Origin of the sequence: Lacticaseibacillus huelsenbergensis (assembly GCF_029726355.1) — a bacterium.
Taxonomy (GTDB): Bacteria; Bacillota; Bacilli; order Lactobacillales; family Lactobacillaceae; genus Lacticaseibacillus; species Lacticaseibacillus casei.
In genome coordinates this window covers 1,768,585-1,780,957 of the sequence record NZ_CP120687.1, presented here as the reverse complement: position 1 = coordinate 1,780,957, position 12,373 = coordinate 1,768,585, and the positions used below count along the sequence as shown (strand labels likewise).

Sequence of the window (12,373 nt, the reverse complement as noted above, 5' to 3'; positions counted from 1 at the left end):
ATACTTCTATGTAAAAAGCGAGTTTAAGCTATGAAAAATTATCCCAGCAATATTACTCGGCAACAATTTGAATTAATTCGACCAGCTTTAGAAAATTTTCGTAAGCGAACTAAGCCTCGAAAATATGACCTCTACGAGGTCTTCTGTGCGGTCCTATATGTCTTGAAAACCGGTTGCCAATGGCGTCAAGTCCCCGGTGATTTCCCAGAATGGCGGTCAGTTTACAACTATTACAAAATTTGGTCAACTAAAGCTGAGCCTACGGCTGATTCTTTATTGGAACAAGTTTTAAAAAAATTGTCATTGCTCGGCGAACTTACCAAGGACGTTCAGCTTTAACTTCCTTTATTATCGTTGACGCTCAGAGCGTCAAAAACACCGCTACTGCTGAAAACAAAGGTTACGACGCTGGTAAGAAAATCTCGGGGATTAAGCGCCATCTGGCAGTTGATATCAATGGCTTTCCGCAGGCCATTCACATGACGCGAGCGAACGTCTCTGATCGAGACGGGGCCAGTGCCATGATCGCTTTACATGCCATGCATTTACGCCAGGTTCAAAATGTCTTAGTTGATGGTGGTTATTCAGGCGTTAATTTTCAGCTCGATGTAGCCAGTAATTTAAACGCAACCGTGCAGGTTGCGAAGCGCAATGAGTTGCATCGATTCGAAGTCATGCCCCAACGTTGGGTAGTCGAACGATCTTTTAATTGGCTAGAGAATTGTCGGCGACTTTGGAAAAATTGTGAGCGTCAATTAACCACCAGTCTGCAAATGGTCGTTTTAGCGTTTTTAGCACTATTACTTAAGAGATTTTAGACAGCTTCTAAGAAGAGTTCGATCGCTGAAAATTTAACGATCCATATGCTCTCTGGAAACGCCATTATCGCGAACCACCCAAAAATCCAAGAAAATATTCGCCATTAATTACCCAAACAAAAATTTCAAACTTGATCCACGTCAATTCTTTATCGGTCGAACCACCATATACTAAAGACATCAATTAAGAAATGGATCGGGGATTATGAAATTTCAAAGATATATTAATCAACACACAAATCAAATTACATTGATAACGGCAATACTGATTGGCGTAGGCTTGCTGGGGAAAGTTGTTGACAGCGATATGGTCTACACGGTTTCATTCATCGCCGCTTCAATTATCTCAGCTGTGCCGATCGTTCTTCGGGCAGTTTCCGCACTCCGATTTAAAACGATCAGCATCGAATTACTTGTCAGTATTGCTGTGATTGGCGCTTTCATCATTGGTGAGTACAATGAATCAGCAATCGTCACTTTCTTGTTCTTATTTGGAACGTTTTTGGAAGACAAAACGTTGGCTAAAACCCGCCACTCAATTAAAAACTTGACGGAAATGGCACCGACAACGGCGATGGTTGTGGACGATGACGGCAATACTGAGGAGACTGATGTTGACTTTGTCGACGTTGACGACGTCGTCTTGGTCAAAGCCGGCGGTCAGATTCCGGTTGACGGTGAAATTGTGGATGGATTCGGTCATATCAACGAAGCCAGTATTACTGGTGAATCAAAATTAGTCACTAAGGGCACTGGCGATCAGGTATTCTCTGGCACCATCCTAGACAACGGAACACTTAAAGTTCGGGCAACCAAGGTTGGCGACGACACCACGTTTGGCAAAATTGTTGAACTGGTTGAGGATGCTCAAGACACCAAGTCGCCAGCAGAAAAGTTTATTGACAAATTTGCGACTTATTACACTCCGGCAGTTTTGATCATTGCACTGATTGTGGGTTTGATTACCAAAGATTTCCGATTAGCGATTACCGTCTTGGTTCTGGGTTGCCCTGGGGCCTTGGTCATCGGCGCCCCGGTTTCAAACGTGGCTGGAATCGGTAATGGTGCGAAAAACGGTGTCTTGATCAAGGGCGGTGAAGTGATGAACACCTTTGCCAATGTCGACACGTTGGTATTCGATAAGACCGGGACCCTGACTGAAGGGAAAACGGCGGTTACTCAGTTCAAAGATTACTCAAGAGACCAGTTGGCCTTGCAAATTGCCACAGCCGTTGAAAAGCAGTCGGATCATCCATTGGCACAAGCAGTTGTTAAATTCTCAGGTGATCATCATATTCCGTTTGAGGACGTTCAAGTTGCCGATGCTGACACAGTCAAAGGCCGTGGCGTTAAGGCAACTGCCAACGGTAAAAATGTTTTAATTGGTAATTTGAGAATGATGAACGATGAAAATGTTGATTTGACGTCTGAACAACGTCAAGACTTGGAAAACATCCAAGGCGAAGGCAGTTCAACAGTTATCGTTGCCTTCGACGGGCAAATTCAAGCCATTCTTGGTATCTCGGATGTGATTCGTCAAGGCGTTAAGCAAAGCCTGGCGACACTCAAGTCACTCGGCATCAAGAAGACGGTTATGCTGACCGGTGATAACCTGCAGACAGCCAATGCCGTTGCAGAACAAATCGGCATTGACGAAGTCCACGCAGAACTTTTGCCGGAACAAAAAGTCGAATACGTTAAACAATTCCAGCAGGAAGGCCACAAGGTTGCCTTTGTCGGCGACGGCATCAACGACAGTCCGTCATTAGTGACGGCTGACATCGGGATTGCCATGGGAAGTGGAACCGACGTGGCGGTTGAAACCTCTGATGTCGTCTTGATGTCATCAGGATTCAATGAATTGATCCATGCATATGGACTTTCCAAAAAAACGGTCATCAACACCAAGGAGAACATTTTCATCGCCATTGCGACGGTTGTCGCCCTCCTGATTGGCTTGATTCTCGGCTTTATTTACATGGCCAGCGGAATGTTTGTCCATGAAGCCAGTATCCTGGTTGTCATCTTCAACGCAATGCGATTAATTAATTATCAGCCAAAAGCTGCCAAACTTGATCCAGATCAATTATCGGTTGGCGAATAGGATTTATCATTAAAACAGTAAATGAGATGGAGGTTATCAATATGAGTAAAGCAATTTTACAATTAGACGCGCTGTCATGCCCGTCATGCATGCAAAAGATCAAGGGCGCACTTGAAAAGCAGGATGGTGTGGAAAACGTCAAAGTCTTGTTCAATGCGGCCAAAGTCAAAACTGATTTTGACGGCGATAAAATTTCCGCAGACAAATTGTCAGACACGGTAACTGATTTAGGCTATGAAGTTCAATCAATGAAAGTGAAATAGGTGAAGAATATGACAACAGCAACCCCCGAAAAATTATTTGAAGCAGAAGTTAAGCAAGCAGATATCGACCACCATACCCCAACGGCTGGTGCGATGACCGGCCACATCGTTGCCAATTTGGAAGTTTTATCCAACAAACTCCAGATGGCAAAATGGTATGTGAAGGGAATGTCGGCCCAACAGCTGAAAGTCCTATTCGGCGACTTACTTAAGCAGGCGTACGACCAAAAGGATGCCTTGGGCACGGTCTTAATCGATGAGGCCTTAATTACGCCAAGTACCCAAAAGGAATTCACAGAGTACACCATGCTGGAAGAAAACGGCCAGAACAAATATGAATCTGTAGAGTGGCTGGTCAACGACTTCGTCCACGACTATGACACTGAGAACATGTTTGTCACCCGGGCAATTAAGCTGGCTGAAAAAGAAGACCGTCCAGTCTTGGCACAACATTTGGTTGGCCTGCTGCAAGATAACAACCACAACATCGCTACTCTGCAGGCCTTGCTTGGTAAGACACCACGAGAAGGCTTGGATGAGGAAGACGACGAAGATTAATCCTCAATAGATACACGAAAAAAGTTCCGAAGCAATTTTGCTTCGGAACTTTTTTAATATCATTTTTTCGAATTCAAAGATTCAAACAAATCAGCACAATAACACAGGCAATCGTACTTGCCAGGATCCACCAGCCAACCCGATAAGCTGTCCGCTGATAGGTTGAAATTTGTTCCTGACTTAATTTGTCAAAATCAGGCATCCTAAGTGAGACGTTTTGAAATATGCTAGTCTGCAGCAGCGTATAGTCTTTTTTGATCAGCAGCTGATAGCTTGTCCACGACAATACCAGGGTCAAGCCGATGAGTGCAACATTGATTGAGACAAATATTAACAGGACGCAGATGATGATCGCACTAGTCAGCATTATCCGCCGAGTTCTCATTTTTACCACTCCTCGTATTATTAAAAATGTATTCAAGTATTGACCAGCTTCGCTGTTTGGATGCTGTGTGATATTCTCTAATTGTTCATTGGATTCGGATCCAACTGGTATAGGCTTTCGCCTCCTGTAGTTTATCTACATTTTAAGAATGCCGCCCAGATGAATTGTTTAAGTTCAAACCACAAGCTGTAGTGTTAGCTGATGATTTTGATAGCTCGCGTTCTATCAAGCAGCTAGTCATTGGATGACTTGTCTACTCATAAATTGCGAGGATGTTCTGAAGATTCATAATTAGGGAGTATCACACAGCACCCAAGCCTATCCAAAATAAGAACGGAAAGGAGGTCTGAATCAATGAACTTGAATGTTGGTATTGATGTTTCAAAATTGAAGCTTGATTATTGTGGAATGGATTCAAATAAGCAAGTGTGTTTCCAAGGTGAAGTAACAAACACCCCGAAGGGGGCCGGTCATATTCGTGATGAGATTTTAGACAGCTTCTAAGCAAGTTTCAACGGGAGCTGGTAGTTATCCAATTGCAATTTCTGATCCAACTAAATTCTTAGCAACTAAAAAAGAACTTGCAACTATTCCTGATGTTAATGCTTCAGTTCAAAATGTTGATTTTAAAACTCAAACTTATGCTGGTCCTAGATTGCAATAATAAAGTTACCAGCTAGAAAGAGACTTGCTCGCTGCTTGCCAGGGTGTTTGCCAATGAAGACATTTTCTGGGTTTGTTATTGATAAGCGCTGTGGCTCGTTGAATATTGGCCTCTGAAACCTGATCAAACTGTGTTCCCTTCGGGAAATAGTAGCGAAGTTCTCGATTGAACCGTTCATTTGTGCCCCGTTCATTCGGGTGATAGGCGTGGCAAAAGTAAACCGGTATCCGATAGCGCTTTGTAAGCGCCTGATCGCAGGAAAACTCTTTACCGTGATCAACCGTCACTGATCGAACCGGCTCCTATGCTGTAATTACGGACAAAAATAGTTTGTGCGATAATTGACAGATGAGGAATATTTTATGACCAATACAGCTATTCGCTACACCCCCGAATTTAAGCAAACCTTGATTGATATTCATGAAAAAGGACACTCATTCAAAGAACTACATGAAGAATACGGTCCTTCCTTAGACACTATTCGCAAATGGGTTCAGGCGGCCACTGTCATTGCCATTGATCATCAAGGTACTGCTGTGACCAACGAACAGTTCAAGCAACTTCAAAAAGAAAATCGCCGTTTGAGGGAAGAACTCGATATTTTAAAACGAGCGGCGGTGTTGCTGGCAAAGCGTTGGCGCTGGTCCGCGTCAAGTAGACAGGTAAAATAATTAAAGTGCCTATGCAGTTTTCTTTACGGCATGATTCCGGTATGTCATCGGGGTCATGCCGTTTAGTGTTTCTTGGCGGCGTTCGTTGTTATACCAGTTGATTGCCGCCTCAATACGCTTCATCATTTCTAGTTCCGATAAGCAGTGCTCAAAGGAAAATCTCTCGATCTTGAGGTGACTCCACAAGCTCTCCATCGGGCTGTTATCACCTGGTGTCCCGGGTCGTGACATGCTGTGCGTGATACCTTCGCCCGCCAGGAACGTGTTATAGGTGCTACTTGTATAAGCCGTGCCCTGATCACTGTGTACGGTATCAGGCTTGATACCATCGTTATTCTCGATGGCCAGTTTCATTGTTTTAGTAGCCAAATCAGCCGTCTCTGTCGGTGCTACGCACCAAGCAATCACGCTGTGGTCATGAAGATCCTTTACGGCGCTTAGCCGTAGCCTCTGTTTGTTGTCCTTGCCGTAGGTGATCTCTGAGCAGTCGGTCACCCAGACTACGTTAGGAGCGACTGGGTGGAAGGCGTGCCCCATGTTGACGGTGTAGAGCTTATTGACGAGGAGAAACGCCTTCTTCTCCACTTGACGGTCACGCTTTGCCACACGAATGGAGGCGCGGATACCTGCCAACCGCATGATTCGGCGAACTCGGCCGTGACTCACGTGGTATTGCGTCTCCGCGTTGATGTACGTCATGAGCCGTTTAACGCCGAAGACGTAGTGATTCTTCTCTTCGAGCTCAATGATGTAGTCCCGGATGGCCTGATTCTCCTGCTCATGGACGGTCACTTTACGATGTGTCCACTTGTAGTAGGCTGCTCTTGAGACGCCCATCATCCGGCAAGCCTTGCTAATACCGTAGAGCTTGCCTGCGTCTGGGTTCACTTCTTGTGCAAGTTGTTGAATGGTCTGATATTGTTCGTCTGACCGGCATTCCTTCTTTCCAATTCCTGGAGTTTTTTTAGTACTGCCGCCTCCGTTGACACATGGACCAGTCGCGCTTGTAGTCGCTTATTTTCGAGCTTCAGACGCTCGATCTCAGTCAGTTGCCCATTGTCTTTCTTGGCCTTGCCACGCCGATCTTCCAAGGCAGATTCGCCGCCTTGCTTGAACTTCTTGACCCAGGCGTATACCTGCCCGTAGGAGATCTTGAATTGCTGCATCGCTGCGCCGTAGTTGTAGTCATTGGCAATGGTCCATTGTGCAATCTCGATACGTTCAATCTGTGTGGTTTTGCGTCCGTCCTTCATTGGTCTGGCCCTCCCAGTGGTTTGTAATGGTTGACCACTAGTATACAGGGAAACCCACCGAACAATAACGCTATTGTCGGGGATACCATATTCTCGGGCTAGTACTGGGTACGATGTATGCCCCGCAAGATATTTCTGAACAATCTCTAATTTGAACTCCTCAGCATACTTCTGATGAACGCTTCTGGGTTTGAGGCCGTCTACACCGGTTGCTTCAAAGCGTTCAAGCCATTGTCGAACCTGATTATGCCTAACACCATATTCTCGCTGGACAGCCCAAGGTGCCCAGCCACCCTCACGAACCAGACCAATATAGAATAATTTCTCCTCCAGCGTGTATCTGGAACCCTTTCGGCCCATACAAAAACTCCTCCCTAGGAAGACAAGCTTTAATTATTTGCTTGTCTACCCAAGAAGGAGTATATCCAACGCTTTGCCAGCAACACCGCCGCTCGTTTTAAAATATCGAGTTCTTCCCTCAAACGGCGATTTTCTTTTTGAAGTTGCTTGAACTGTTCGTTGGTCACAGCAGTACCTTGATGATCAATGGCAATGACAGTGGCCGCCTGAACCCATTTGCGAATAGTGTCTAAGGAAGGACCGTATTCTTCATGTAGTTCTTTGAATGAGTGTCCTTTTTCATGAAGATCAATCAAGGTTTGCTTAAATTCGGGGGTGTAGCGAATAGCTGTATTGGTCATAAAATATTCCTCATCTGTCAATTATCGCACAAACTATTTTTGTCCGTAATTACAGCATAGGAGCCACCATACGCATTCGGCAGAACCGGACAATTTTTGTCCGGACCATTGACATTCTTGCCAATTAATAGTTGTTATGAATATATACTCATCCTTATCAACCAAGTAAATTAATTTTCCGTTCATATGTTTCCCTCCGTGTACTGCTTGATCTTATCAACCCTTAAATCGCACCATTCATCGTGTGTGCCGTCTGCTTCGTAGATTGTTACGACTGGCATTGAACGATAGCCTAGCTTGCGGAACCGCTCGTAGTCGTCCGCGTCTGCTGTGATGGTTTGCACTGGCATGACTCGTGACAGCTTGAATACTGTTCGCCGACACTTTTGGCAGTGTGGCTTTGTGTAGATGATTGCTTGCATGTGTTTCTCTTCTCTCGATAGTTTCTCAATGATTGCTTGCTCTGTGTGGCTTACATATCCGTACCCGACTCGCTTCATCGCATTAGTTGAGTTCATAAGTACACCTCAATCGCGTGTCGTCATAAACGAACGCATACAGCAGATGTTTGCCCGTGGTGAAGCCATTCTTAATCTCATAGGGATCATTTGGCTTTGCTGTTCCAAGCTGGCGCCACATAATGCCACGATCATCTTTAAACCGCTCGCTATGATAGTGGCCTGAGTGAAGTTCGTATGTTTTTGCCATATTGAATATCTTTTTGTACTCAAATGGAAAAAGTCCTGTCAGTTGTTCTTGGCTACATCTCCGTGTGCGAGCATAATGCCAACATGCCCTAGCAAGTATGCACAGCGCCAGTCGGTTGCCAAATTGCTGTCATTGAGATCAACGTGTACTTGTGGATAGCGATCTATCAGTGCATAAAGAAAAGCGTATTCGAGATCACCTGAATGGTTACCGAACACGCTCTTGATTGAGACGTGATTGCTATATTCAATTGCCAGCGGAATAATCTGATCAAACAACTTCACAGCATCATGGAATGCCTGACGCATGTTTGCGTGATCTAGTTGCGTTCCTCTAACCGTTTGTGTTACATGAATCTGATCACTATGGAATAGATCTCCCAATTGCTCGATCACAATCTCGTTGTAGCCGTCCATGATTATCTCTCTAAGTTGACTCACCATGTCTTTTAGATCGGCGAATGTTGTCCAGCCAAAATGCAGGTCAGGCAATGGGATGACTAAGTTGCGATCGCCCGATTTCTTCATGCCGTAATTGACCGGAATGATTTTGTCGTTGAACGCTTCAGCCATTTCATTTATCGATAAGCCTTGTTTCGGCTTTACGCGAATATGAATGCTATACTGCGGAACTGTGCCGTCTTCGGTACTATGCTGCTCATACACTTTGTAGTCGCCTAAGACCATCTCGAACTTATCAGGATCGTATCCACACAACTCCATCAAAGTTCGTGGGTCTTTATTTGGCTCATGCTTGAGTCTCATTAAGGCCGTGACTGTTTGACTACCATCAGCATTAAGAGCGACTTTTCTGTCAGCGGACGGTGTCTCCCTATTTGTGCCGTCTGAATCGTATTCATTTTTCAGTGGCTTCTGGAACTCGATCCCAAGCCGTCTTGCTTTTCCCTGAAGCGCATCATAGCTAATTCCAAGTTTGTCGGCTGTCTCGCGTCTTGTAAAGCCTTCAGAGGCGAGCTTCCTAATGTCACCGATCTGTTCATCTGTCCATTGCATCTACTCGCCTCCCGAAATATAATGGCCGTGAGCAGTTTGATGACGCTGCTCTACTTTCTGATAAAGAACTTCCGTTGTTCCTGTGGCTCTCGGATTCGGCCCCGAGAGCTTTTTTGTTGCTTAAAAGATTTCAATAAGCTAAAATTAAATTGTTCCAGATAAATACTCATTTTCACTCCTCGGTACTACCCTAATCTTCTAGCTCTCGGCCCCCAACCGAGGGCTTTTTTAGTATACTTATACAAGGAATGTGCTATTATGTAGTCGTGAGCAGTAGCCGTTCTCCTCCAAGTCAATTGCTACTATTCACACATACGTTTCGTTTTTTCATCCTTTTGGCCCTTGGACTGGTCTCTGAGGGCTTTTTTGTTGCACTTTGTATAAGCTTATATGATAATTGATGTTAAAAGGAGGTAATATCTATGAGTTTAGATGGTAAAGTCGACAGCACCAAGGACAAGATCTCCGGTAAAGCAAAAGAAGTTGAAGGCAAAGTAACAGGTGATAAAGCTCGCGAAACACAGGGCAAAGCAGAAGGCATACTTGGTAAAGCCAAGGAAAAGCTTGATGATGCCAAAGATGCTGTTAAAGACACAGTAGATGATGTGAAAAGCAAGCTCAGCACAGATAAAAAAGACTAATTAACTGGCCGGCAAAGTGTCGGCTTTTTTGTTGCTTTTTTAAACCTGTACAAATCCGGTACCAGAGCTTTACGTATTTGATAAACTCATCTGCTATACTGATCGTGCAAGGCAAGCCACCCTTGCAATCACATTTACTTCCCTCATGCATGCCTTCAGCCTGGGTAGCTGGAGGTTTTTTGTTGCGACGAATTGTCAACTCAAGTGCAACTTTTTACCCATGAAGACTTCTGATGGCGTCTTCCAGCCTAAGACCTTGCGTGGTCGATTATTCAGTTGTTCAATGTAAGTCTCAATTTCCTGGTCGCTCTGAAGGTCTAGGTCTGTGTTCTTGGGAAAGTATTCTCTAATCAGTCCTGGTGTTTTCGTTAGTTCCTCGTTGTTGAGGCGCGTGTGGGTCAGGAAAGAAGACCTTTGTATTCAGGCGTTCTGCCAGCTCCCTGTACCGGGCAAACTCCCTTCCACGGTCAGGAGTCACTGTTCTTACTCGGTTAGCTGGTAAGGCACCAAGCAGCTCAATCATGACGTCTCTAACAGTGTCAGCTTTTGCGTTGGCCGTTCGCTTCGAAAGCAGATAGCGTGATTTACGGTCAACTAATGTTACTAATGCAGAGTGTCCTGTTTTACCGCGTACTGTATCGCCTTCCCAGTGACCAAACCAGCTGCGATTTTCTGCCGACCGGGGTCGGTCGTGAATTGATGGCACGTCATTGAAGCGCCCCCGGCGTTCATTTATGGTGCCTTTGATTTTGCGCGTCTTGCCTCGGTGTCGAAGCAGCCTTGGTAGCCCGCGAGCACCATGGCTCTTCAATGGAACGCCGAGATTATCTAGGTAGATACATCTGTAGATAGTCGAATAGCTGATGCGAATAGGACTGCCTTCTAGTGACAAGCGACCGGCAATCTGCTCAGGCGACCAATGTAGCACCGTGATATATCGAATGACAGCGTCACGAGTCCCCGGTCGATCGAGGATCCGAGGACGCCTGCTAGCCAAGCGAACCCGCCGGTAGCGGTCCTGAGCGGTGGCTGCCGAATAGCTCCGCCAGCCGCCGTTACGTGCAATTTCACGGCTGACTGTACTCTTGGAACGACCTATCTCTTTGGCGATGGTATCAAGAGTTTTGCCTGTAGAGATACCAAGCAGTATCGATTCACGGTCTTTTAAGGTAAGATGGGTGTACGGACTCATAGTCGAGTTCTCCTTGTAGTTGGTCTTATGGTGATTCCATTTTACAAGGACTCAGGCTATGAGTCTTTTCTATTTGACTAGTTTGTTGCACTTGAATTGTAAATCCGTCGCATAAAAATAGCACCTCACCGTTTGGCGGAGTGCTCGTGTAAATAAAAAGACGCCGAAGCGTCAAAGCCAAATAATATCAACTTTCCCACCCGAAATCTCTGGGCATTGATCCCCGGCCGAGTCTAAAAACTCGGGTAGTTTAATTACCAGAGGACCATTCTTTAAATCTTCCGTTGATTCCGTCTATCCTCGCCCCCATCCCCATCTTATGTGTATTAACTGATTTTCCCGAATCGATTTCTGCCACATAATCTTGCAATTTGCTTTGAACTATAACTATGTCACTATATGTTCTAATCTCGATTTTGTTGGTAATCGAGATGAACTCCTTAGTGACGGCATCTGGATTCACACCTGGAGGAGTCATAGTAAAGAACTTTTGCTCATTTTCCTCAGGCAAGTACTCACGTTGAATATAACCTGCGTCAGTTTGTCCAAATGCCAAAGCCATGATTTTGTTACCATTAACTCCGCAAATAACAACAATTTGATTTACACAATTTCCATCTATGTCTTTTGCCTCCTTTAACGTTTCCTTAACAAACTGTTGGATCACATTTACGTAAAGTTGCCAGTTTAACTGAGCTCCGTTGCTTTGAACATGTAATCGCTTTATGAAGTCCTTTATTATGTCAGCAACTTGAGCGTTTCCTGTAGTTGCAATCAAAATGTTTGATTCGGCTAACATAAATTTTTTATAGTTTTCCCCAACCGTTTTTGCTCCTTGAGACATTCTTCTATCTGCCACAATTGAGCAAAAGTCTTTAGTCAAAAATCCAGAAATAAAGCTCATTTCTAATCACCTCAAAAAATAGTACCCCAGCGTGAACTGGAATACTACATTGAGGTGATATCTGTGCTTCATATGTCTGCTGCTCGCTCTCACAGTGTCAGATGGGGTCATCGCAAGCTGTGTCCGGTCGCTAAACTGGACAATGAGGCCGGTGGGATTTGGTCCCACAACATCTCGTTTCTTCGGCCTCGTTCTATGCCAAGCCGCTAGACATAGACGACAAATGCCATATCACACATTTGGGTATCCTAGCATTAGTCTTTTAACGCACCTCCTGATATTTTAAGCGGCACTTCTTTATCAGGTCGGGTTGCCAAAGTTCAGATTTTACGCCTTAGTTTGGCAATGTGGCATGCGGGAATCGAACCCGCCTGACTATCTCAGCCAGTCCATTTGCCACGCCTTGCCACAGCTTTATCATCACTGAGGCTCGGAGGAAAAAAGCGGTGTCTCAGGTTTCTCACCTTTGGCACAATAACATAATAAGGCAGAAAAGCG

General features: G+C 45.0%; 15 protein-coding genes and 2 pseudogenes. 7 read left to right on the top strand and 10 right to left on the bottom strand.

The genetic code is table 11. The annotated features are described in order from the left end of the window. Positions 1-30: 30 nt before the first annotated feature. The 4 genes from LHUE1_RS08140 (at position 31) to LHUE1_RS08125 (ending at position 3,743) form a co-directional block, all read left to right on the top strand. Positions 31-818 (top strand): IS5 family transposase gene (locus LHUE1_RS08140; protein WP_279280235.1). Its coding sequence is split into 2 segments (ribosomal slippage): positions 31-289 and positions 289-818, totalling 789 coding nucleotides; the frame shifts between segments, so codons are not numbered across the junction. A gap of 205 nt (positions 819-1,023) precedes the next feature. Next, positions 1,024-2,922, top strand: coding sequence for a heavy metal translocating P-type ATPase (locus LHUE1_RS08135; protein WP_016377436.1), 1,899 nt, complete (start codon positions 1,024-1,026; stop codon positions 2,920-2,922). A 41-nt stretch (positions 2,923-2,963) separates the two neighbouring features. Next, the gene (locus tag LHUE1_RS08130) at positions 2,964-3,185 is read left to right on the top strand and encodes a heavy-metal-associated domain-containing protein (RefSeq protein ID WP_003582479.1); all 222 of its coding nucleotides are present in this window, start codon (positions 2,964-2,966) and stop codon (positions 3,183-3,185) included. 9 nt (positions 3,186-3,194) lie between these two features. Further along, positions 3,195-3,743, top strand: a complete 549-nt coding sequence (locus LHUE1_RS08125; RefSeq protein WP_003582473.1) for a ferritin-like domain-containing protein — start codon at positions 3,195-3,197, stop codon at positions 3,741-3,743. A 73-nt stretch (positions 3,744-3,816) separates the two neighbouring features. Here the strand turns inward: LHUE1_RS08125 and LHUE1_RS08120 are convergent, their stop codons facing one another. Then, positions 3,817-4,128, bottom strand: a complete 312-nt coding sequence (locus LHUE1_RS08120; protein WP_056995917.1) for a hypothetical protein — start codon at positions 4,126-4,128, stop codon at positions 3,817-3,819. A 354-nt stretch (positions 4,129-4,482) separates the two neighbouring features. Here LHUE1_RS08120 and LHUE1_RS08115 point away from each other — a divergent pair, with 354 nt between their 5' ends. Then, complete coding sequence (locus LHUE1_RS08115) at positions 4,483-4,632, top strand: hypothetical protein (protein WP_003582468.1); 150 nt, start codon at positions 4,483-4,485, stop codon at positions 4,630-4,632. A 165-nt stretch (positions 4,633-4,797) separates the two neighbouring features. Here the strand turns inward: LHUE1_RS08115 and LHUE1_RS08110 are convergent. Beyond that, positions 4,798-5,091, bottom strand: a pseudogene (locus tag LHUE1_RS08110) (IS30 family transposase); the annotation flags it as partial. 63 nt (positions 5,092-5,154) lie between these two features. Here LHUE1_RS08110 and LHUE1_RS08105 point away from each other — a divergent pair. Then, a complete protein-coding gene (locus LHUE1_RS08105) occupies positions 5,155-5,463 on the top strand; it encodes a transposase (protein ID WP_279280234.1) in 309 nt (102 codons plus the stop codon). Positions 5,464-5,472: 9 nt separating this feature from the next. On the opposite strand, the gene LHUE1_RS08100 is transcribed toward LHUE1_RS08105, so the two are convergent. The 6 genes from LHUE1_RS08100 to LHUE1_RS08080 form a co-directional block, all read right to left on the bottom strand. Then, positions 5,473-6,351 carry an IS3 family transposase gene (locus tag LHUE1_RS08100; protein ID WP_012491054.1) on the bottom strand — a complete coding sequence of 293 codons (879 nt, stop codon included), beginning with the start codon at positions 6,349-6,351 and terminating at the stop codon, positions 5,473-5,475. Then, the gene (locus LHUE1_RS08095) at positions 6,348-7,076 is read right to left on the bottom strand and encodes a helix-turn-helix domain-containing protein (protein WP_003582147.1); all 729 of its coding nucleotides are present in this window, start codon (positions 7,074-7,076) and stop codon (positions 6,348-6,350) included. The genes LHUE1_RS08100 and LHUE1_RS08095 overlap by 4 nt, the downstream gene beginning before the upstream one ends. Before the next feature lie 29 nt (positions 7,077-7,105). Continuing rightward, entirely contained in the window at positions 7,106-7,417 is a 312-nt protein-coding gene (locus LHUE1_RS08090) for a transposase (protein ID WP_003582149.1), read from the bottom strand. A 182-nt stretch (positions 7,418-7,599) separates the two neighbouring features. After that, a complete protein-coding gene (locus LHUE1_RS08085; protein ID WP_010493173.1) occupies positions 7,600-7,935 on the bottom strand; it encodes a thioredoxin domain-containing protein in 336 nt (111 codons plus the stop codon). Continuing rightward, positions 7,922-8,125, bottom strand: a complete 204-nt coding sequence (locus tag LHUE1_RS14425) for a hypothetical protein (RefSeq protein WP_016363325.1) — start codon at positions 8,123-8,125, stop codon at positions 7,922-7,924. The genes LHUE1_RS08085 and LHUE1_RS14425 overlap by 14 nt, the downstream gene beginning before the upstream one ends. Positions 8,126-8,163: 38 nt before the next feature. Continuing rightward, positions 8,164-9,138 carry a GcrA family cell cycle regulator gene (locus tag LHUE1_RS08080; protein WP_016363326.1) on the bottom strand — a complete coding sequence of 325 codons (975 nt, stop codon included), beginning with the start codon at positions 9,136-9,138 and terminating at the stop codon, positions 8,164-8,166. Between the two features lie 422 nt (positions 9,139-9,560). On the opposite strand from LHUE1_RS08080, the gene LHUE1_RS08075 reads away from it, so the two are divergent. After that, positions 9,561-9,779, top strand: a complete 219-nt coding sequence (locus LHUE1_RS08075) for a CsbD family protein (RefSeq protein WP_003573729.1) — start codon at positions 9,561-9,563, stop codon at positions 9,777-9,779. Between the two features lie 195 nt (positions 9,780-9,974). On the opposite strand, the pseudogene LHUE1_RS08070 reads toward LHUE1_RS08075, so the two are convergent. Together LHUE1_RS08070 and LHUE1_RS08065 are read right to left on the bottom strand one after the other, a co-directional pair. Then, positions 9,975-10,971 (bottom strand): annotated as a pseudogene (locus LHUE1_RS08070) (IS30 family transposase). Between the two features lie 250 nt (positions 10,972-11,221). Then, the gene (locus LHUE1_RS08065) at positions 11,222-11,875 is read right to left on the bottom strand and encodes an Ntn hydrolase family protein (RefSeq protein ID WP_003586931.1); all 654 of its coding nucleotides are present in this window, start codon (positions 11,873-11,875) and stop codon (positions 11,222-11,224) included. Positions 11,876-12,373 lie beyond the last annotated feature (498 nt).

What these genes read in the sequence shown, in the direction of transcription:
- LHUE1_RS08135 (WP_016377436.1), top strand. Translation starts at nt 1,024, where the DNA reads ATGAAATTTCAAAGATATATTAATCAACACACAAATCAAATTACATTG.
- LHUE1_RS08130 (WP_003582479.1), top strand. Translation starts at nt 2,964, where the DNA reads ATGAGTAAAGCAATTTTACAATTAGACGCGCTGTCATGCCCGTCATGC.
- LHUE1_RS08125 (WP_003582473.1), top strand. Translation starts at nt 3,195, where the DNA reads ATGACAACAGCAACCCCCGAAAAATTATTTGAAGCAGAAGTTAAGCAA.
- LHUE1_RS08120 (WP_056995917.1), bottom strand. Translation starts at nt 4,128, where the DNA reads ATGAGAACTCGGCGGATAATGCTGACTAGTGCGATCATCATCTGCGTC.
- LHUE1_RS08115 (WP_003582468.1), top strand. Translation starts at nt 4,483, where the DNA reads ATGAACTTGAATGTTGGTATTGATGTTTCAAAATTGAAGCTTGATTAT.
- LHUE1_RS08105 (WP_279280234.1), top strand. Translation starts at nt 5,155, where the DNA reads ATGACCAATACAGCTATTCGCTACACCCCCGAATTTAAGCAAACCTTG.
- LHUE1_RS08095 (WP_003582147.1), bottom strand. Translation starts at nt 7,076, where the DNA reads ATGGGCCGAAAGGGTTCCAGATACACGCTGGAGGAGAAATTATTCTAT.
- LHUE1_RS08090 (WP_003582149.1), bottom strand. Translation starts at nt 7,417, where the DNA reads ATGACCAATACAGCTATTCGCTACACCCCCGAATTTAAGCAAACCTTG.
- LHUE1_RS08085 (WP_010493173.1), bottom strand. Translation starts at nt 7,935, where the DNA reads ATGAACTCAACTAATGCGATGAAGCGAGTCGGGTACGGATATGTAAGC.
- LHUE1_RS14425 (WP_016363325.1), bottom strand. Translation starts at nt 8,125, where the DNA reads ATGGCAAAAACATACGAACTTCACTCAGGCCACTATCATAGCGAGCGG.
- LHUE1_RS08080 (WP_016363326.1), bottom strand. Translation starts at nt 9,138, where the DNA reads ATGCAATGGACAGATGAACAGATCGGTGACATTAGGAAGCTCGCCTCT.
- LHUE1_RS08075 (WP_003573729.1), top strand. Translation starts at nt 9,561, where the DNA reads ATGAGTTTAGATGGTAAAGTCGACAGCACCAAGGACAAGATCTCCGGT.
- LHUE1_RS08065 (WP_003586931.1), bottom strand. Translation starts at nt 11,875, where the DNA reads ATGAGCTTTATTTCTGGATTTTTGACTAAAGACTTTTGCTCAATTGTG.